Raw genomic sequence first — 18,588 nt, 5'->3', positions numbered from 1 at the left:
ATAACGCCAAGCGGCCCAGATAACGTAAAGCGACTTGTTGGGTAGCTTGTTGTCGATCGAGTGGCTGTTTATTTCATATCCAAGCCACATATTTATCATTTTTATCACTTTTATCAAAAGTGTCAATTATTTTCCTGTATTCATGTGATGGAAATAAAAAAGCCATTTCCCTAATCACTCGGGAAATGGCTTGTATATCGAAACTAGAGGAAAAATCAGCCGATCGGCTTCAGAGACAATTGATGGCTCCTAATTTAGTCCTTGAGCTTCTTCAGCCATAAGGTGACCACACTGCCCTCTCCATAAACAGAGGAAACGTCAACCCATCCGCCATGAATCTCCATGATTTCCTTGACCAAGCAGAGCCCCAGGCCTGTGCCGGGAATGCTGCCTGAGGTATCGGCGCGGTAAAAACGCTCGAACAAATGATCCATGTGCTCCTTGCTCATGCCGATCCCATGATCCTCGATCGCAATCCCGACATAGGTATGCTGATATCGCTGCTGTTCCTGGATATGCAGGCGGATCTCGGTGCCCGGATCGGAATATTTATGCGCATTGGAAAGCACGTTCACCAGGGCTTGGATCAGTTTGTCAAAATCCGCAGACACTTTGAGCGCATGATTGTTGAAGTGGAAGCTGATCGCCCGCCCATCGCCGCTGACGAGAAACTCTTTGAGCGCAGTATCGACAATGTCCGTCAGCCGATAAGGCTTGATATCGAAACTCATCCCCTTCCTTGCCTCGATCTTGGCAAGGTCGAGCAGGTCGTTGATCAGCTTGGTCAACCTCACGGATTGCCGGTGCACGGTGGCCAACATGTCTTTTTGCTGCTCGGCGGTGAACTCGCGCTTCAGGAGCAGTTCCGTGAAGCCATGGATGCTCGACATCGGCGTTCTCAGTTCATGCGCCGCCATGGAAAGGAACTCCCCCTTCATGCGATGCAGTTCCGACTCTTGGGTAATGTCGCGAAAATAATGGATGCTGCCGACAAAATAACCATCGGGGTCATGCGCTTCGCGGACGGAATGCTTGATGACCGTCAACTTGGGTTTCGTCATCCGCATCACCACGGCATCCGGCAAGTGCTGGGATGCCGCCCTCTGCTCATCCTGGCAGAGCGATTTCAATAACCGGACGAACTCATCCTGGGAAATCGCATGCAATTGCTCCGGCTTCAAGCCGGTCATATTCAGGAAGGCAGGATTGAAGGAACTCAGGATGCCTTTCTTGTTGAAGGTCACGAAACCATCCGGGCTAAGTTCAAACGTGCTTTGCATGATGCCATGCAGGCGGCTGGAGGTTTCCTGGGCTGCTTTCTTTTCGGTAATGTCGCGCGCAACGGCAATATAGTTGAAGACCTGCCCATTGGAATCGAACAAAGGTTCGATATCAAGGTCAACCCAATAGCCTGAGCCATCTTTTGCAGTCCGCAGCAGCTCGGCTTGGAAGCTTTGCTTGGCGTCTAGCTGCCGCTTGATCTGCGCAACCGTTTCCTCATCTCCGTCCATCAGGTCCCCGAGATACCGGCCGATCACCTCTTCGGGCAAGTATCCCGAACGACGCACATAGGCATCGTTCACCCATTCCACATAGCCCAGCGCATTGGCAATGACCACGGAGTTGTCGGTCATGGAGACGATATGGGTGAGCGTCCTGGATTCGGTTTCCCGCATTGACAGCAAGGCATGCGCCTGGAACAACTGTTTTTTCTGCACAGTCAGCTTGCGCATATTGACTACAGATGAATTGGAGATGCGGGATCCCGCACGTCTCGAAATCCTAGGGCCGATGCGAAGTTTGCTCACATCCGCTGTATCCTCGATCCAGGGCACCAGCAGGAAGGCAACACAGTCCTCTTGATGCAATGCCACCTTGCCGCCTAACAGCAATCCGCTTACCTTATGCCGCAAAAGGCAGGCCTGCCCGCGCATGTTCAGCAACGACGCCAGGCAAAACTCCTCAACCGGGGAAATGCTCTCGAAGCAGTCAGGCAGCTTGCGGCCATTCAGCCGCCCGCAATCCAAAACCTGCAGCCCATCGCCCGACTCCTGGATAACCAGTTGTTCATCGACAATGATATGGAAGGGAAAAGCAGCCAGGAAATCTGGTATTGAACGGGGTAATTGTAGCGCTGGCCTAAATTGACGCATGAGCTTTCATCTGGCCTTGTCCGATGCATTGGCGATCATCGACTCAATGATGGGTTCGAGTTGACTCAGGGCGACTGGTTTGCGGAACAACAATACGCCTTCAGGCAACCCGCCCTTGTCTTGGATATAGTCATCGTTCAATGCCGTCAGTGCAATGATATTCAGCTTGCTGAACCGATTGGAGCTTTTCAGGTGACGCAACATCTCGAAGCCGCTCATGCCGGGCATGTTCAGGTCGGTGATCAAAAGGTTCGGGACTTCACGCCCAAGGCTGATCAGCCCCTCGAACCCGTCTGTGGCCACATCGATGCGTACAGGGTGCTTCCAACTGGAAAAGAAATAAGTAAAGAGATTGCGCAATGCGCTGTCATCCTCGACCAGAAGAATATGGAATGCTTTTGGCGCTACCGCCGCACCGCTCGCATGTGCAATGGCTTGCTTGCGCTGGCTGAGGATATGGTCAATCGAAGAGCGCGCGATCCGGCGATGCCCCCCTGCCGTCTTCCACGCCTTCAGCACCCCGGATTCGACCCACAATTGTACTGTGCGCAAGGAAACCTCCAGCACCCTGGAGGCATCCCTCGTGGATATGAACTCTTCCTTCCCGGTATCTTGATTAACCATGACGCTATTATTGGAATGTAATATAGACATTATCCTGAGTTATAAATAAAAATCAATCAGATAGATTCACTCCCCTATCATGTGCGTTGACATATTTAATCAATATGATAAAAATGATAAGAACACCACTCATAAATAGCATTATGGTGTCATGCCAATAAAACCAACAAAAAAAGGGGAGCGCGAATTGCATAAGATACTCATCATTGAAGATCAAGAAGACGTGCGCAAACTCATCCACATCAGCCTGGGAGACGATCAGTATGCCATTTACGAAGCGACCAACGGGGATAGCGGCCTAGCCCTGGCAGAGCAATTGAAACCGGACCTGATCCTGATGGACATCATGATGCCGGGCATCATGAACGGCTACCAGATATGCGACACATTGAAGGGAAAGAAAGACTTCAAGAACACTAGAATTGTGTTCCTGACTGCCCGCGCCCAAGAGCAAGACATGCTAGACGGCTATCGCTCAGGTTGCGACGACTACCTGGTCAAACCCTTCAGCCCGATCAGGCTGGCGGAAATCGTCAAGTCCCTACTCGCAAACAGCAATGCCGCGGCCAAACACTACTAAGTCAGGTCAATCCTGCAGGGCATAGATGGCAGGCAGGTTACGCCACCAACCATATGCATCCATGCCGCAGCCAAAAACATACTGGTCCGGAACTTCCAGGCCGACGAAATCCGCCTTGATCGGCTTATCCCGCCCCAGCGCCTTTTCGACCAGCACCGCCACTACAACACGTTTGGCGCCAAGCGCCAGGCATTGCGCCTTGATTTCCGCCAGCGTCACGCCCTCATCCAGGATATCGTCCAGCACCAAAACGGTCCTGCCGCGAACCTCCTCCCCAGGCTTTACCTTCCAAACCAGTTGCGCATCACCATGCGTACGGTTGTGATAACGGCTCGCCTGGACATAGCCGAATTCCAAGGGAAATGTCAGCTGAGGCAATAGCTGCCCGGTGAATACGACCCCTCCTCCCATGACACATAGGACGAGGGGCTTTTCTTCCTTCAGCAGGGCAATCACCTCCTGCGCAACCCTCGCCACTGCTTGCGCTACATGTTGCTCATCATGAATCAGAATGGACTGCTGCAAGATGAGCCCGGGATTGCCCTGTAACACAGACACAACGACTACTTGGTCAGGTCACGCAAATACTGTGCAAACTCTGTGCCGAATTCCTCATGCTTCAAGGAGTATTCGACATTGGCCTTGACGTAACCCAGCTTGCTGCCGCAATCGTAGCGTTTTCCGTCAAAGCGGTAGGCCAGTATTTTTTGTTGCTCCATCAAGGCGGCTATGCCATCGGTCAATTGGATTTCACCGCCTTTGCCAGGCTTGACGTTCTCCAGACATGCAAAAATCTCAGGCGTAAGGATATAACGGCCGACAACGGCTAGGTTGGATGGCGCCTCTTCTGGCTGAGGCTTCTCCACAATGCCATTCAACTGCAGGACATTGGGTCCGCTCATCTCTGCCGCATCCACGATGCCATAGCTGGCAGTCTCACTAAGCTCGACATCTTCAACGCCCAGGATGCTGACACCTTCCTTTTCAAACAACTCTGTCATTTGTTGCATTGCGGGCTTGTCGGCATCGATCAAGTCGTCCGCCAGAATCACCGAGAAAGGCTCATTGCCGACGACAGATTTGGCAAGCAGTACTGCATGTCCCAGGCCAAGCGCCTCAGCCTGGCGAATATAGATGCAGGAAACATTTTTCGGCAGAATGTTCTGGATCTGGTGCAGCACATCCAGCTTCTTGCTAATCTCAAGTGTTGCCTCAAGCTCGAAAGACTTATCGAAATGGTCTGGAATCGAGCGCTTGTTGCGCCCAATGATAAAAATCAGCTCTGTCGCACCGGCCGCCACGGCTTCCTCTGCCGCATACTGGATCAATGGCTTATCTACGATGGGCAACATCTCTTTAGGGCTTGCCTTGGTTGCCGGCAAGAAACGTGTACCCAAACCAGCTACAGGGAATACTGCCTTGGTAATTTTTTTGGTCATCTCTTCAATGTCTTTCTTGATTTAATGTATGGTTGAAGACTCGGATGGCAACACTAGCGCCGGGTTAGCATGGATGTCCCCCGCATACTCCTCCACCCACATGCCCAGCTCTTGCTTGATGACAGATTCATCTATGAGCGATGCCCTGTCTATCCACTTCAGCAGCGCTTGCACCCAAGCCTCATCTACGTTCCGCGCCACAGCAATACGCAACTTATCGTGCGGCGTCGGTAAAGTGAGTTCGTCGTCAGCCAAAAGTTCCTCATAAAGCTTTTCGCCGGGACGCAACCCAGAATATACGATCTCAATGTCATCTTCATTAAGACCGGATAGCCGTATCATATCACGCGCCAAGTCCACAATCTTGACAGGGTCTCCCATGTCCAACACGAATATCTCCCCTCCGCTTCCCATCATGCCGGCCTGCATGACCAACTGGCACGCCTCGGGAATCGACATGAAATAACGGGTAATCTCGGGATGCGTGACCGTAATCGGCCCGCCTGCCGCAATCTGCTCCCGGAACTTAGGGATGACACTGCCGCTGCTGCCCAGCACATTGCCAAAACGCACCACGACGAAGCGTGTTCCCGACTCCTCCTGCAAGCCTTGGCATACCATCTCCGCCAAGCGCTTGCTGGCCCCCATGACGTTCGTCGGGTTCACCGCCTTATCGGTCGAGACCAGCACAAACTTGGCAACCCCTGCAGTTTTACACGCCTGGGCCAGCGTGTAAGTACCGTTGACATTATTTGACAATGACTCGGCCACATTTCGGTTCTCCATCATGGGCACATGCTTGTACGCTGCCGCATGAAACACCACCTGTGGCATGTAGCGCCCAAGCACTTGCCTTACCCGACGGGCATTTCTCACATCGCCCACCACATACTCGATGCTGGTAGCGGTCTCAACCCTGTTGAACTCCTGCTCCAATCGATACAGCGCATATTCCGACTGATCCAGGCAAACCAGGCATGCCGGGCGATACTTCAGCACCTGGCGGCATAACTCAGAACCGATGGAACCGCCCGCGCCGCTGATCAGCACCGCCTGCCCTTCAATCAAATGCTGCAGGCCTTCCCCGTCAAGACTGACCGGCTCCCGCCCAAGCAAATCCTCCACCTCCACCGGCCTGAGCTGAGCCATGCTCAGGCGTCCGCTCATCAGGTCGTCAAAAGAGGGCACAGTCAGCGCAGTGAGACCATTCTTATTTGCTAGTTCAACCACCTGCCTGCGCCGTTGATGGCGCGCGGACGGCATGGCGACAATCACATGGCTGACGGACAAATCATCGGCAATCTGCGGTAATTGCTCAATCTCGCCCAATACATTAACACCCAGCAGCTCCCGCCCAAGCATGGTTTTCTTGTCATCCAGCAATCCGACCACATACCATTCACGGCTTTTGGAAAGGTCTTTCAACAAGGCAATGGCCGCCTCTCCTGCCCCGAGCACCAGTACGGGTTTTCCAGCCAGCTGCGCCGAACCGTACAAACGATGCTCTTTCCAGGCGCGGTAGGCAAAACGGCTGCCTCCCATGAATAGCAATAACAACATCGGATCCATGAGCAATACCGATCTTGGGACAACGCCATCCGGTTTGAACATGAACAAGATGGCAACGACAGCAGCAGCACTAATGGCAATCGCGCGAATCAGCCGCTGCAAATCCGGAAGGCTGGCAAAACGCCAAACCCCGCGATAAAGACCCGCAAACAAGAATACGAGCGCCTGCAAGGGGATCACCCAAGCAGCACTTTCCAGCATGCTTTGCGTGAAACTGCTCGGAATGTCGAAATTAAAGCGGAAAAGAAAAGCCACCCACCATGCCAACGCCGCCACAGCAATATCATGAAGCCAGGCGCTTAAAGACCGTGGATTGTTCAAACTAATATAATTAGACCACTTGAATGTTGGATGGATGTTCAGCACGCATCAAACCCAAAATGAAATAAATACATTTTACTCAAAACCGTTTCCTAATAACCCATCATTCACAACAATTAACACTTGTCCTTGCTAAATCAACGCACAACACGATCACCACGCCCTTTACCCAGCAGCGTCTGGAACAACAATTTAAAATAAAGCGATACCCGCATATCGCGCAACATGCGTGCATCCATTTCAGCCAAAAGCTGAGGAACGGACATATCGATACCGTTCACCTGCGCAATCCCCGTAATGCCAGGGCGAACATCATAAACACCGCGCACGGCCCGCTCGGCAATCAATTCCTCTTGATTGAACAAATTAGGCCGCGGTCCGACAAGGCTCATCTCCCCTTTCAGTACATTCCATAACTGCGGCAACTCATCCAACTTGGTCTTGCGCAAAAAACTTCCTAACCTTGTAATCGATGAAGCTGAAGCCAAATGACTGGCGACCGAAGCCGTATCCACCTGCATGGTGCGAAACTTCACCAATGTAAAAGGTTGCTGGTAGCGTCCGACACGCACCTGGCGAAATAAAGGCGACCCTGTATCCCACAATCCTAATAAATAGATAATCAGCAGCAATGGCAAACCGAGAACCAAGCCTAATAGTGAGAACACAACATCAAAAAATCGAATCACGATCAGCCTTCTGCAACAAAGCAACGTCGCAGACCTTCATCTACAGTCACATGCGGCGTCCATCCCAACATTTCCTGAGTTTTGGAAATATCGACTTGCAAAGAACCTAAAAGCCGCTGGGCAACCATCCTTTTACCCAGCATGGTCAAACCCGTGTTTAACACACCGGCTGGAATCGGAATTAACCGGGAAGAAACTCCTGCAGCCTTGGCTAAACGCCGCAACAAATCAGAAGTGGACAAATCCTCGCCATCGCTTACCAGAAAAACCTGGTTAGCAGCTGCTGGATGATCAATGCATGTCATGATCAGGCTCACCAAATTATCAATCGCCACCAAAGAGCGCTGGTTGTGGATAGCCCCCAAAGGCAAAGGCACACCGCTTGTAACCAGTTTCATCATACTGGCAAAGTTACCTTTCACCCCAGATCCATACACCAACGGAGGACGAATGATCACAACCTCCATCCCAGTTTCCCTCGCCAAGGCCAATAAACCCTGCTCCGCCTCGAACTTTGAAATACCGTACGCATCTTCGGGAGCTGGCACATCGTACGCAGTAAAAGGCTTTCCAGGCAGAGTCTGATCACCATTTACCTTGATGGAACTGATAAAGATAAAGCGTTTCACACCAGCCTGGGCAGCTTGGCGAGCCAGGTTCAATGTTCCGTCGACATTCGTTTCGCGATATGCATCCAAAGGATTGACAAGTGGTTCACGCATGACATGCACTCGGGCTGCAAGATGCATGACAACATTCACACCATCCAAGATACCCGACCAATCCGTTTGGCGATCAATCGAAGTTACCTGATAATCAGGAGCTCTACCCTGAACATTATTAGCACGTCCGACTGTTGTTACGACACAACCCTGCCTCCGCAAACTCTCACACAGGGCTTTGCCGACAAAACCAGTAGCGCCTGTAACTAAGATATTCTTTGCCTGGCACATTAAAAAAATCCCAGCAATATCGAAACCATCAATGCCCAACGGTCAAAAACTGAACGCCGCCCATGCCAAGCATATCGCAACAATCTCAAACGACTGCCCCACGAAGTGGATGGCAAAATCGACAACAATGTACCGATCTCAGGCTTATGATTGATAGCATAAGCGACTTGCGAAACAGCGGCCACTTGTTGTCGATACCAACCTTCTCGCATCTTCTTGATGCGAATCCATTTTGCCTGCAAGCTGGTGTTGGCTCCGACCACATTATGCGCATGTTGTCGATATAAAATGGAAGGTCGGGAATCAATTATCCATTTCAACCCAGAAGCCCGGGCTACCGCATAGGTCAGCCAGTCATGCAGACTCACTGCCTTTGCGGCTGGAACATCTCTCAACACATCCCTAACCTTGGCAACCAGCCTAGGTGTCATCAAAAAAGTACATCCAGGGCCTGCTGATTCAAATAAATAGTCAAATTTACGTTGCGGTTGCGATTTGACGATCAACTGTTGCGCCCCATCAGGCCAAAATGCTATGACATTTGAAGAAATACTATCCGCATTATGTACTTGTAATAATTTAATATGTCGGCTCAGTTTATCTATATCCCAAAGATCATCCTGATCGGAAAAAGCCACAAAATCAAAGCCCCTGGTATCCACTTCAGTAATCAGCCGATAAAAGTTACTACCCGCAGATCCAAAACGATCATTACGAGACAATAAGCTGATATTAGAATATGACAGACTCATCTGGCTCAACCATGCCCAAGTATCATCAATGGAACAATCATCCGAAACAAACACCTGAACATCCACATCTAATTGATTCAAAATGCTATCAAACTGCTCAGCTATCCATTGTCTACCATTAAAACTCGCCACCAGCACTGCAACCTTGAAACGACTTGGCCGTGTCATGCCTCATTGCCCAGCAAGTTAATAATGGTTGATGTCAGGAGATCATTATCCACTGTCACCAGTTCTTCAATTTGAGTAATTCCTTCAGCGCCAACCGGTGTAGAGACTACAGTGGCACCTGCATCTAACATCTGCAACACTTTAATCTTCACACCTGCACCATAATAAACAGGGGCTATACAAAAAGTTGACTCTTTGAATGCCAACGTCGGGTCATCAACAGCACCAACTATCTTAACTCCAGGTAGTAACAATCCCAAGGCACGCAGTGATTTCCTTGGAGAAAGTCCCAATATCCAGAATTGCACATCACGATGTTTAATCCAGATTTTGGGATAGCATAAGATGAGAAATCTAAGGATTGAATAGTGGTTTTCGGCGCGCTGCATATTACCGAAAAACACCAGATTTTTCCGCTCCGCAAAGCGCTTTACAATATCACTGATAGGTGTTGCATCACTAACAACGCCAATTTTCAGATTACGTGGCATGACAACATCAATCCTGCCGCAATACCCCATACTTTGACACTTCAATGCATCTTTTTTAGACAACACAAAACACTGAGAAACTTGCTCCAACAGTGAGCTCTCTACCCAAGAAATAGCTTGGGATATCACTCTCAACAAAGGTCGCCGCTCTACTTTTTGGGTCACTATATCATGCACAATGTAATGAAGTGGCAGATGATTGAATACTGAAGAAAAACCTAGGCAAGAAGGAAAGTCTAAATAAATATTTGAAATCGAATACTGATCTAGTAACTGGCGAATGATATGTAACGCTTTAGGCGACATGCGGGTGAAGAACCAAGGGGCAATCCAACTTCTCTTGCGGAGCTGACTGAATAAAGCAGAAAAAGTCATCCACCGCGAATGCACTACAGATTTATAGGAGGCACATAATGCCACCACCTCGGGATTAGCTTCTTGATACGCAGGAGCCAGTGCTAAGACATGCACCTGTTTACCTTGCGCAAAAAGCAACTCAAGATGCTGCTCACTAATGGCCTCACCAGCACCAATAAAGCCTCTCCCTCCCGGATGAAAAGCAGTGATAAACAATACGTTGTTATTATCCATACTGATGGCTAGAGTTTGTCCATCTGTTTATTCTTTGCATACCGGATAAGCTTGGGCATATGGCGAATCAAGCGCGCAATGAATAGTAATATTTGTAATACTGGATAGCGCTCAGTCTCCAGCTGTACGCGGAAAAACTCAGTCATCGTCCCAGGAATATCGGCACCAGAAACACCTGTAGTCGGATAATAGCCAGCAACAAAATCAGCTTGATGAATCAAGGTATCCTCAGCATCACAAACACGCTTAATAAAATACTGATCGGCACCAATAGGAAAACGGCGTGAATAATAGCCAAAACGCTGATGCAGGCTTTTCTTAATCAGAGTCCCAACAGAATGCTGTGATATATAAGCCAGCTGCCCGCGCAAAAAAGGTTTTCCACTCCTAATAAGTCTAACTCCATGATCAGAATCAACTCGTGCAGTCACGATATCAGGACCATGACACGCCGCACGCTTGAACTCGCAGATAGCATCTGGATACAACCTATCATCAGCCCCCAATACAACGTAGTAATCTCCAGTGCTGAGCATAATTGCCCGATTCAAAGCATCATAAATACCAAAATCACGTTGCTCAGATAGCACTAAATTTATACCAGACAGTCCTTTTAAATAAGGCAAGGTATGATCGTTTGAGCCACCATCAGCCACTACCCATTCGAAATCCTGGTCCGTCTGTTTATGTAGTGAAGCCACCAAAATTGGCAACACCTCTGCAGCATTATATGTTGCAGTGATAATACTAATTTTCACTTTACTATCAATTAGCGGTACCATATATCAGATCCAGAGGGTTATTAAGACTCTGGAATTTATCATCATAATAGTAAAACTACTTCCTTTTTGACCATATCCAATGTGACATTATCAATACATTTAACCGGCTCATCAGGCCTCCGCTTGTAACAGCACTTCCAATTGCATCCAAAACAGTTCATATTTGCATGCACAGCTCTAGGCACTGGGAATCCATCTTTAATCTTAGGATACGGTAAAAATCTACCAAAATGACCACCTCCAAGAATACATATTGCAGGAGTACCAGCAGAATATGCAAAATGTATGGCAGCACTATCGTTGGAAATCACGAACCTAGACTTGGAAAATATATTCGCCAAAACCTCCAACGATGTTTTACCACAAAGATTTAACCCGTCACCATCAACAATAAAATCTCCATTCTCCCTGTCATATTCACCTCCAATAATTACTGGAGTAAACTTGTACTCACTTATCAACCATTTTGATAATGCTTTAAATCTTATTAAAGGCCATGATTTACCAGCCCAACTAGAACCAATAGCCAATATAAAAAAATTTTCTGGAAAAGTAACATTTTTCATAGCAATTTTAGGAAGCTGTGGCCTAACAGCCAAATCACCTAGAACTCCAATATTTCTTAAAAAATTTTCATTATTTTGCAGCTCATGTAGAAAATTATCACCAACATTTATTAATTTTGTATAAATAAATTTAGAAAAAAAATTTTCAATTTTACTCAAATTAGAACAATCGCCCAAACACCCAATCTTTTCGCGCGCATTCGTTGCCAAAACTACAGGATCACTAATATAAATATTTCTAGAAAAAACTGGATTAATTACAAGATCAAAATCATCTAATACAAGTTTTTTTACCAAAGCAAAACCAAAAAATTTTGTTTTTATTATCGATCCAAAATCATATGCAATCACCTCATCAAAAGGTAGTATCTTATCCGCATATGATGCCCAAGATGAGTTAGCTATTAAAGAAACACAATAACCTTTTTTATGTAAATCACTAAGTAAGACTTCTGCTGAGTTCTTCCAGAGAACAAAATCTCCAATATTATCCAACCTTACTATAAGAGCTTTTTTTTGCACTCCTACATTAGGGATAAAAAAAACAGTAACAAAGAATCTATACGCTCTTATTATCAGAAAAACGATCAAGACTTTTATTGTAGTAATTATCATTATAGCTAATCTACAGAATCCAATATTGTAGAAATGCAAAAACTTATACTCATTGCGCTCATCCTTTTAATATTTAAATAATTAAAAATTGACCAGAATACATCTTTAATTTATTCGACAAGCACCACTAGGATGTCCACTTACTCAGTAAACGCCTTTTTACTTTAGACAAAAAAATTCTATAGAACGAAGGATTATGCTTAGAATAAAATTGCTTTATTCTACTAGTTGCTAGAGAGTTTTCCACATAAATATACGGGAACTCATGAAATAAACTAGAAAACTCTTTACCCTCATAAATCGAAGTATTACCGCAATGCTCTCCCGTACCATCATGTCCAATGTTGTGTACAAATGTTTTAGTTGGATTAAGACATAAGCCACCATACTCAAATATTGTTGCATACCAGAAAACTGCCCAGGTACTTATATCCCCAGTAGCATTACTTCTCACTTGACTCCAAGAATCTTTTACACAATCAAGATTGAATCTATTAATTTTATTCTGATCCCAAGATAAAATTAATTTTTGTGAATCTTTTTCAAAATATTTCCATCTGTCATGCCACGTTGCCCACCCCCAACAATTCATGACTCTCCAAAGAAACGCATCGCCAATATCAGTCGAATCTATAGGATAGTTCCATCCACTGATATGCCACACTCTCTTCTCATCGACATAATGATGCAATGCCCGATTCATAAAAGTAAGAAAGTCAGGACTTGTCACTATATCATCCTCCATGACAATTACTTTTCCATACTTTTCACAAACCGTAGTAACTCCATCTATAATCGAGCGAGCAAGTCCCATATTTTCACCTCGCTCAATTACAGTTACAGACTTAAAGCCATCAACCTTATGAATATAAGTTCTCACCTCTGCAACCGCATCAAGATCACTATCTTTTTTTGCTGCATCAGAATAAATTATCAAGTCACTTTCACACGCCAGCTTATTCAGCTTAAGTGCATCAATAACTCTAGCAACATGATTAGGCCTATTGTATACAAATAAGACTATTGGAGCATATTCCATATATAAAAAAATAACACCCTAACTTTACAATTAAAAAATTTAGACATCTCGAAAAAATTTACTCTAAAACTCAGGAAGAAGTGCCTTCAATTTTACCCAAAATATAGGTCGAGATTTTCTACTAAACAAATCAAAAAAGAATGCTGCAAAAAATTGAGAAGCAACAGTAGATAAAGCCGCTCCATTAATTCCAAACTTTGGAATAAAAATCAAATTCAAACCGACATTAACACAACACCCTGAAACAGCTCTATAAAAACGGTACTTTTGCAGATTTTCTATTGTAAACCAGCTACCACTCGCCACTCCCAAAACCACAAAAATTCCAGCCCAAACATGAATCACCAATACCGAAGTTGAAAGAGAGTAAGGTTCACCATATAAAAATAAAATAATAAAATCACCTAAGAAAGTAACAAAAATCGCCACTACAACTGCAAAATAAAACAACAACCTGAACAATTTCTCAAGCCTTAAATAATAAATCTCCTCACTCTCTTTTTTACTTTCTATCATTGCAGGAAATACAGAATTTACTATTGCAATAGGAATAAAATACCATAGTTCACTTAATCTGACTGCCGCAGAAAACAATCCAACAGCTTCACTATCCATCATTTCGCCAATCATAATTTGATCAATACGCATATAAATCATGATTGCCATACCTGAGAGAATAAGTGGCCAGCTATCTTTTAATAACTCTAAAGCCACGCACTTATCAAACTTCCACCATCTAATATTTAGATGGTTATAATAATATGCTGCCAGCAAAAATAATCCGGTTAATACAATTTCACACAGACCAGCCCAAGCAAATGCTACTAAAGGAGCGGAATTTAACAATAAGAGAATTTTTACAAGACTAAGCAGCGTAAAGGATAAAACTGCAGGAATAACACTATATTTAGATTTTACTTTTGCCTGAAAATAAAAATCTATGACATTGAGTGACTGAAAAATGAAACCTGCTGCAGTGATGCCAACCAACCACATCACATCGGGCTCACCATGTTTAACAAAATAAATTGCCAGCATTGTAATAATCAATGCTATCAATCCAGAAAACAGCTTTAGAATAAATGCAGTGCCAAGTAGCTTATTTGTTTGATCTGGATACTTCACAATATCTCTAACAATAATGCTATCCAGACCTAATGTCGCAAATGCTGAAAATAATGCAGTAAATGCAATTGCGTAATTCCACAATCCAAATTGTTCCGGCCCTAAGTAACGAGCAATCCACACTCCAACTACAAGGCCTACACCCATTCTCAACACTTTATCAGCAATCAACCACCCACTATTTCCTAGTGCAGCTTGCAAATTAACACGCCCATCCAATCGACTCTGGATGAATCTTGGCAAATACTTAATCCACAATTGATTCATATGCTATTGATAAACCAAAAAATCTTGATAGGCTATGACTAGGCCTTGCTTTAAAGCTGTATTAGCTCTCCATCCAGCCTTCGTAAGTCTTGTCACATCCATGAGCTTCCTCGGTGTTCCATCCGGCTTGGTGGCGTCGAATTCGATGTTGCCTTGATAGTCCACGATTTGTTTGACGAGCTCCGCTAGTGCTTTGATGGTGATATCTTCGCCTACGCCAACGTTGATAAGCGGTGGTTCGAATCTGCCGCTCTGGCTTTCGTCGCTACCCAGCAATGCTCGATATTGGTCTTGCGGCAGATTCATGAGATAAACGCAGGCATCAGCCATGTCGTCGCTGTAGAGGAACTCTCTTCTGGGAGTACCAGTGCCCCAGACGGTGACGGTGGGTTGGTGGTTCCGCTTGGCTTCGTTGAATTTACGTAGCAGGGCTGGGATAACATGGCTATTCTCAGGGTGGTAATTATCGCCAGGGCCGTAAAGATTAGTTGGCATGGCGGCGAGGTATTGAGTGCCGTATTGGCGGTTGTAGCTCCAGCACATTTCGATACCGGCAATCTTGGCCAACGCATACGGGCGGTTGGTCGGTTCCAATGGACCGGTGAGCAGGTGTTCTTCTTTCATGGGCTGCGGGGCATGCTTGGGGTAGATGCAACTAGAGCCCAGAAACAGGAGCCGGGTAACGCCGTGCTTCCAGGCGCTGTGGATGACATTGGTCTGGATGGCAAGGTTGTCACGGATGAATTCTGCCGGGTAGGTGTTGTTGGCGACGATGCCGCCGACCTTGGCTGCGGCCAGGAAAACGTATTCCGGCTTGTATTCGGCAAAGAATTGGTCCGTGGCTTTTTCGTCGGTCAGGTCGAGTTCGGCGTGGGTGCGCTTGAGGATGTTGGTATACCCCTTGGCTTCGAGGTTCCTGACGATAGCGGAACCAACCAGGCCTCGGTGGCCCGCCACATAGATGCGTGCATGCTTATTCATTAATGCGCCCTACCCTGCTATTCGTTGTAGTCATAAGCAGCGAAACCGTGCTTCTTGACGAGTTCGTCACGCTCGGCGCTCTTGAGGTCTTCTCGCACCATTTCGGAGACAAGCTCCTGGAAGCTGATCTTGGGAGTCCAGCCGAGTTTTTGCTTGGCCTTGGCCGGGTCGCCCAACAGGGTTTCGACTTCGGTAGGACGGAAATAGCGCGGATCGACTTGGACGATGGCTTTGCCGTTGCTGTCATAGCCTTTTTCGTCGACGCCCTGGCCTTGCCAAATAATGGCGATGCCGAGCTCCTTGGCGGCGGCGTTGACGAAGTCGCGGACGCTGTATTGAACGCCGGTGGCAATCACAAAGTCCTCGGGGTGCTCTTGCTGCAGCATGAGCCATTGCATTTCAACGTAATCCTTGGCGTGGCCCCAGTCGCGCAAGGCATCGAGGTTGCCGAGGTAGAGGCTGTCTTGCAGCCCCAGTTTGATACGCGCCAGAGCGCGGGTGATCTTGCGGGTGACGAAGGTTTCGCCGCGCAGCGGACTTTCGTGGTTGAACAGGATGCCGTTGCATGCATAGATGCCATAGGCTTCACGGTAGTTGACGGTTATCCAATAGCCGTAAAGCTTGGCCACGGCATATGGGCTGCGTGGGTAGAATGGAGTGGTTTCCTTCTGCGGGACTTCTTGCACCAAGCCATAGAGTTCTGAGGTAGAGGCCTGGTAGAAGCGGGTCTTCTTCTCGAGACCGAGGATGCGGATGGCTTCGAGAATGCGCAGGGTGCCAATACCGTCGGCATTGGCGGTGTATTCGGGAGTTTCGAAGCTGACGGCCACGTGGCTCATGGCAGCCAGATTGTAGATTTCGTCCGGCTGGACTTGCTGGATGATGCGGATGAGGTTGGTAGAGTCGGTCAGGTCGCCGTAATGCAGGATGAAGTTCTGATTGTCGACATGCGGGTCCTGGTACAGATGGTCGATACGATCGGTATTGAACAACGATGCACGGCGCTTGATGCCGTGGACTATATAGCCTTTATTCAATAGAAATTCAGATAGATAGGCGCCATCCTGCCCGGTAACACCCGTAATCAAAGCAACCTTGCTCATTGTTTCTCACACCTTCCATAAGTATCTTCAAAGCGGACAATATCGTCCTCTCCAACATATTCGCCGCATTGCACTTCGATGATATGCAACGGCACATCTCCCGGATTCGATAATCGGTGACGGTGGGTTTTGGGAATATATGTGGATTCGTTTTCTGTTAATGTGACTTCCCGATCGCCATTGGTAATGCGGGCAACGCCGGACACTACCACCCAGTGTTCAGACCGGTGGTGATGCATTTGCATTGAAAGGCTGGCGCCGGGGTTGACCGAGATGCGCTTGATCTTGAAATTGATGCCTTCCTCCAACACGGTATATGCTCCCCAGGGACGCTGAACTGTCCGATGCAGCTCGGTAAGCTCAGGTTTTTGCTTCTGCACCAACGCCACCAACTGCTTGATGTCCTCGGTCCGTCCGCGATCACAGATCAAGGTGGCATCAGCGGTCTGGATGATGGCGAGGTTGCTGACACCCAATGTTGCCAATAAGCCATGCGTGTTCCATAACAGGCTGTTGTTGGTATCCAAAGCGATGACGTCGCCCTCGCAGACATTGTCATCGGCATTCTTGCCATTGCGCTGATAGATCGAATCCCAATTGCCTAGGTCGCTCCAGGCCATATCGACCGATACGACAGCGGCGCTGCTCACTTTTTCAGCCAATCCGTAGTCAATGGAAACATTGGGCAGTTTTGCATATTCTTCGGCCAGGTTTCCGCTATCGAGCTTGCTTATCAATGCACTGATTTCAGGCTGATGTTCGGCCAGCAATTGCATAAAGATATCGGCACGGAAAACGAACATGCCGCTATTCCACAAATAGCCTTGCGCCAGGAACGCTTCAGCATTGGCCCGGTCGGGCTTCTCCACGAAACGGGCGACTTCGTATATGGCATGCCCGGAATTGCCTCCGACAGTCGTATCGGCAGGCTGGATATATCCGTAACCGGTTGCCGGCTCGGTCGGCGATATGCCAAGCAGGGTGAGGTATCCCTGGGCCGCTCCCTCTTCCGCAGCAGTCCAAGCCTGATGGAAAGCTTCTTCATTATCAATCGAATGATCAGAAGGAAAGACGCCGACGATCGCGTCCGGGGATTGAAGATGGATGCGGCTGACAGCCCATGCAATGGCAGGCAGTGTATTGCGGGCGCACGGTTCTGCCATGACGCCGTTGATTGCCTCCGGCAGGATGTCGGCAAGCTGGCCCTTGACCTCGAACTTGTGATCCTCGTGAGTGACGGTAATCAGGTTACTGGACTGTACATGACGGGAAAGACGCAGCGCAGTTTGCTGAAGCAAGGTTTCCTTGCCGTTCAAGGCAAGCAGTTGCTTGGGCCGCAATGTGCGTGACAACGGCCATAGCCGTGTCCCAGAACCGCCGCAAAGCATCACGGCATAGCGCTCGCTCATTTGGCCTCCTCATCTACGAGTTCACCTGCTGCCCGGCGCAGCTCTTCGATTTCCGCCTGCAGGTTTTCATATTCTTGCATTTTGTATTTAAGGAACCGCATGGTGATACCGGCTTTCTCCTCTATCCCTTTAGGCGTCAGCACATACATATAGGCCAGCTTATTCTTGCTGTTGCGGAAGTTGGAAACCTTGAGCAAGCCGACTTCAGCCAAGGCCTTGAGGCAGAAATTCGTCTTTCCCAGGCTGATACCCAAAGCCTTCGCCAGCTCACGCTGGCTGATCTCCGGCTTTTCCTGCACCAGCTTGAGGATCTTGTACCGGTATTCGTCGGTGAGCATGAATATATTGGATCACACTGCGTTCAAATGATG

General features: G+C 47.5%; 18 protein-coding genes. 1 reads left to right on the top strand and 17 read right to left on the bottom strand.

What is annotated here, in order from left to right; all coding sequences use genetic code 11:
• Nucleotides 1–254: 254 nt before the first annotated feature.
• The gene (locus ACKF11_RS06925) at nucleotides 255–2,153 is read right to left on the bottom strand and encodes an ATP-binding protein (RefSeq protein ID WP_407996479.1); all 1,899 of its coding nucleotides are present in this window, start codon (nucleotides 2,151–2,153) and stop codon (nucleotides 255–257) included.
• 6 nt (nucleotides 2,154–2,159) lie between these two features.
• Nucleotides 2,160–2,777 (bottom strand): response regulator, encoded by a 618-nt coding sequence (locus ACKF11_RS06920; protein WP_407996478.1) that lies wholly within the window; start codon nucleotides 2,775–2,777, stop codon nucleotides 2,160–2,162.
• Between the two features lie 187 nt (nucleotides 2,778–2,964).
• Between ACKF11_RS06920 and ACKF11_RS06915 the strand changes: the two genes are divergently transcribed.
• On the top strand, nucleotides 2,965–3,357 hold the full coding sequence (locus ACKF11_RS06915; protein ID WP_407996477.1) for a response regulator transcription factor: 393 nt from the start codon (nucleotides 2,965–2,967) through the stop codon (nucleotides 3,355–3,357).
• A 6-nt stretch (nucleotides 3,358–3,363) separates the two neighbouring features.
• Here ACKF11_RS06915 and ACKF11_RS06910 read toward each other — a convergent pair whose 3' ends face one another.
• The 15 genes from ACKF11_RS06910 to ACKF11_RS06840 form a co-directional block, all read right to left on the bottom strand.
• Nucleotides 3,364–3,915: a hypoxanthine-guanine phosphoribosyltransferase gene (locus ACKF11_RS06910; protein WP_407996476.1), complete on the bottom strand. Its 552-nt coding sequence runs from the start codon at nucleotides 3,913–3,915 to the stop codon at nucleotides 3,364–3,366.
• 5 nt (nucleotides 3,916–3,920) lie between these two features.
• Nucleotides 3,921–4,796, bottom strand: coding sequence for a UTP--glucose-1-phosphate uridylyltransferase GalU (gene galU / locus ACKF11_RS06905; RefSeq protein WP_407996475.1), 876 nt, complete (start codon nucleotides 4,794–4,796; stop codon nucleotides 3,921–3,923).
• Nucleotides 4,797–4,817: 21 nt separating this feature from the next.
• Nucleotides 4,818–6,647 (bottom strand): polysaccharide biosynthesis protein, encoded by a 1,830-nt coding sequence (locus ACKF11_RS06900; protein ID WP_407996790.1) that lies wholly within the window; start codon nucleotides 6,645–6,647, stop codon nucleotides 4,818–4,820.
• A gap of 176 nt (nucleotides 6,648–6,823) precedes the next feature.
• On the bottom strand, nucleotides 6,824–7,375 hold the full coding sequence (locus ACKF11_RS06895) for a sugar transferase (RefSeq protein ID WP_407996474.1): 552 nt from the start codon (nucleotides 7,373–7,375) through the stop codon (nucleotides 6,824–6,826).
• Nucleotides 7,376–7,377: 2 nt separating this feature from the next.
• On the bottom strand, nucleotides 7,378–8,367 hold the full coding sequence (locus tag ACKF11_RS06890) for a UDP-glucose 4-epimerase family protein (RefSeq protein ID WP_407996473.1): 990 nt from the start codon (nucleotides 8,365–8,367) through the stop codon (nucleotides 7,378–7,380).
• Nucleotides 8,328–9,248: a glycosyltransferase gene (locus ACKF11_RS06885; RefSeq protein ID WP_407996472.1), complete on the bottom strand. Its 921-nt coding sequence runs from the start codon at nucleotides 9,246–9,248 to the stop codon at nucleotides 8,328–8,330. Before ACKF11_RS06885 ends, ACKF11_RS06890 begins: the two co-directional genes overlap by 40 nt.
• Entirely contained in the window at nucleotides 9,245–10,330 is a 1,086-nt protein-coding gene (locus ACKF11_RS06880; protein WP_407996471.1) for a glycosyltransferase, read from the bottom strand. The genes ACKF11_RS06885 and ACKF11_RS06880 overlap by 4 nt, the downstream gene beginning before the upstream one ends.
• Before the next feature lie 8 nt (nucleotides 10,331–10,338).
• A complete protein-coding gene (locus ACKF11_RS06875; protein WP_407996470.1) occupies nucleotides 10,339–11,112 on the bottom strand; it encodes a glycosyltransferase in 774 nt (257 codons plus the stop codon).
• Between the two features lie 41 nt (nucleotides 11,113–11,153).
• Nucleotides 11,154–12,293 (bottom strand): glycosyltransferase family 9 protein, encoded by a 1,140-nt coding sequence (locus tag ACKF11_RS06870; protein ID WP_407996469.1) that lies wholly within the window; start codon nucleotides 12,291–12,293, stop codon nucleotides 11,154–11,156.
• A 127-nt stretch (nucleotides 12,294–12,420) separates the two neighbouring features.
• Complete coding sequence (locus ACKF11_RS06865) at nucleotides 12,421–13,332, bottom strand: glycosyltransferase family protein (protein ID WP_407996468.1); 912 nt, start codon at nucleotides 13,330–13,332, stop codon at nucleotides 12,421–12,423.
• Nucleotides 13,333–13,395: 63 nt separating this feature from the next.
• Entirely contained in the window at nucleotides 13,396–14,724 is a 1,329-nt protein-coding gene (locus ACKF11_RS06860) for a flippase (RefSeq protein ID WP_407996467.1), read from the bottom strand.
• A gap of 3 nt (nucleotides 14,725–14,727) precedes the next feature.
• Nucleotides 14,728–15,705: a GDP-L-fucose synthase family protein gene (locus ACKF11_RS06855; protein ID WP_407996466.1), complete on the bottom strand. Its 978-nt coding sequence runs from the start codon at nucleotides 15,703–15,705 to the stop codon at nucleotides 14,728–14,730.
• Between the two features lie 17 nt (nucleotides 15,706–15,722).
• Nucleotides 15,723–16,808, bottom strand: a complete 1,086-nt coding sequence (gene gmd / locus ACKF11_RS06850; RefSeq protein WP_407996465.1) for a GDP-mannose 4,6-dehydratase — start codon at nucleotides 16,806–16,808, stop codon at nucleotides 15,723–15,725.
• On the bottom strand, nucleotides 16,805–18,217 hold the full coding sequence (locus tag ACKF11_RS06845) for a mannose-1-phosphate guanylyltransferase/mannose-6-phosphate isomerase (protein WP_407996464.1): 1,413 nt from the start codon (nucleotides 18,215–18,217) through the stop codon (nucleotides 16,805–16,807). Before ACKF11_RS06845 ends, gmd begins: the two co-directional genes overlap by 4 nt.
• The gene (locus tag ACKF11_RS06840) at nucleotides 18,214–18,555 is read right to left on the bottom strand and encodes a MarR family EPS-associated transcriptional regulator (RefSeq protein WP_407994382.1); all 342 of its coding nucleotides are present in this window, start codon (nucleotides 18,553–18,555) and stop codon (nucleotides 18,214–18,216) included. Before ACKF11_RS06840 ends, ACKF11_RS06845 begins: the two co-directional genes overlap by 4 nt.
• Nucleotides 18,556–18,588 lie beyond the last annotated feature (33 nt).

This window comes from Methylobacillus draconifructus, from assembly GCF_045984385.1.
Lineage (GTDB): Bacteria > Pseudomonadota > Gammaproteobacteria > Burkholderiales > Methylophilaceae > Methylobacillus > Methylobacillus flagellatus_A.
Note: the sequence above shows the minus strand (reverse complement) of the source record. Positions and strands in the feature narration are given on the sequence as shown.

Bases quoted from the DNA above. Each gene is read 5' to 3' on its own strand.
- ACKF11_RS06925 (WP_407996479.1), bottom strand. From the start codon at position 2,153: ATGCGTCAATTTAGGCCAGCGCTACAATTACCCCGTTCAATACCAGAT.
- ACKF11_RS06920 (WP_407996478.1), bottom strand. From the start codon at position 2,777: ATGGTTAATCAAGATACCGGGAAGGAAGAGTTCATATCCACGAGGGAT.
- galU (WP_407996475.1), bottom strand. From the start codon at position 4,796: ATGACCAAAAAAATTACCAAGGCAGTATTCCCTGTAGCTGGTTTGGGT.
- ACKF11_RS06885 (WP_407996472.1), bottom strand. From the start codon at position 9,248: ATGACACGGCCAAGTCGTTTCAAGGTTGCAGTGCTGGTGGCGAGTTTT.
- ACKF11_RS06880 (WP_407996471.1), bottom strand. From the start codon at position 10,330: ATGGATAATAACAACGTATTGTTTATCACTGCTTTTCATCCGGGAGGG.
- ACKF11_RS06875 (WP_407996470.1), bottom strand. From the start codon at position 11,112: ATGGTACCGCTAATTGATAGTAAAGTGAAAATTAGTATTATCACTGCA.
- ACKF11_RS06870 (WP_407996469.1), bottom strand. From the start codon at position 12,293: ATGATAATTACTACAATAAAAGTCTTGATCGTTTTTCTGATAATAAGA.
- ACKF11_RS06865 (WP_407996468.1), bottom strand. From the start codon at position 13,332: ATGGAATATGCTCCAATAGTCTTATTTGTATACAATAGGCCTAATCAT.
- ACKF11_RS06860 (WP_407996467.1), bottom strand. From the start codon at position 14,724: ATGAATCAATTGTGGATTAAGTATTTGCCAAGATTCATCCAGAGTCGA.
- ACKF11_RS06855 (WP_407996466.1), bottom strand. From the start codon at position 15,705: ATGAATAAGCATGCACGCATCTATGTGGCGGGCCACCGAGGCCTGGTT.
- gmd (WP_407996465.1), bottom strand. From the start codon at position 16,808: ATGAGCAAGGTTGCTTTGATTACGGGTGTTACCGGGCAGGATGGCGCC.
- ACKF11_RS06845 (WP_407996464.1), bottom strand. From the start codon at position 18,217: ATGAGCGAGCGCTATGCCGTGATGCTTTGCGGCGGTTCTGGGACACGG.
- ACKF11_RS06840 (WP_407994382.1), bottom strand. From the start codon at position 18,555: ATGCTCACCGACGAATACCGGTACAAGATCCTCAAGCTGGTGCAGGAA.